This is a genomic window from Porphyromonas sp. CAG:1061, from assembly GCF_000435035.1.
In the GTDB taxonomy this organism is placed as follows: domain Bacteria; phylum Bacteroidota; class Bacteroidia; order Bacteroidales; family Porphyromonadaceae; genus Porphyromonas_A; species Porphyromonas_A somerae.
Genome location: NZ_HF988816.1, coordinates 1 through 965, shown reverse-complemented (window position 1 = coordinate 965; position 965 = coordinate 1). Strand labels below are relative to the sequence as shown.

Genomic DNA, 965 nt, shown 5'->3' with positions numbered 1-965 from the left:
TTCGGCTCTACGAGCCTCGACCGGGGGCTATCTGAGTGGCACCCTGGCGGGTGCTCTATCATGGTGTCCGACTCGTCCGACTTGTCCGATTAGGTACCCCACCAAAATGAAAACCTTACCCATAGACGCTCTGATGGGTGCCACAGCGTAAGAGCCTGGAAAGGAGAAGAGGGGATAGGGAGGGTTTGGTATATTTTGGGTAAATTTGTGGTACTATTCGGAAGTATACACCTTATTATATAGAGAGCAGAGAGATGAAGAGAGTGACCTATTATCAAGGGAGTGATGGCTTGGTCTATGCAGTGCGGCACACGCAGCCGATTGAGGGTGCGGACGCGGCGGCTTTGTCGTGGTTATTTGGCGACGCAAAGGAGGTGCCTGTGGATACGCTTACTGGCTACTATGTGGGGCCTAGAGCGGAGATGGTGACCCCTTGGAGTACCACGGCGGTGGAGATTACTCAGAATATGGACTTAGGCTATCGCCTAGGGATTGACCGTATTGAGTTTTATACACCCGCCACTGCCGATACCCCTTTTGATAGGATGCTTCTTCGGAAGTATGAGGGGCTGGGCACCAACATCTTTAGAGGTGCCGATAGCCCTGAGCAGGTGATTGAGGTGCAGGATATCCGATCCTACAATGAGGCGGAGGGCTTGGCACTGAGTGAGGAGGAAGTGGCGTACCTGGAGGGGGTGGCTAAGGAGCTGGGAAGACCTTTGACCGATAGCGAGCTCTTTGGCTTTTCGCAGGTCAATTCGGAGCACTGCCGACACAAGATCTTTGGTGGTACCTTTGTGATTGATGGCGAGGAGAAAGGGCGTTCGCTCTTCCAGATGATCAAGGAGACCTCCAAGGAGCACCCCAATAATCTGGTTTCGGCCTACAAGGATAATGTGGCTTTCAATAGCGGTCCGGAGGTGGAGATCTTTGCCCCTCGTGATGCGGCTGGTCCCGACTTTTTC

General features: G+C 53.3%; 1 protein-coding gene. It reads left to right on the top strand.

The window, feature by feature from the left end:
• Positions 1-254: 254 nt before the first annotated feature.
• The coding region (locus tag QVO39_RS00265) for a phosphoribosylformylglycinamidine synthase-related protein (protein ID WP_502685056.1) at positions 255-965 on the top strand (711 nt) is incomplete at its 3' end.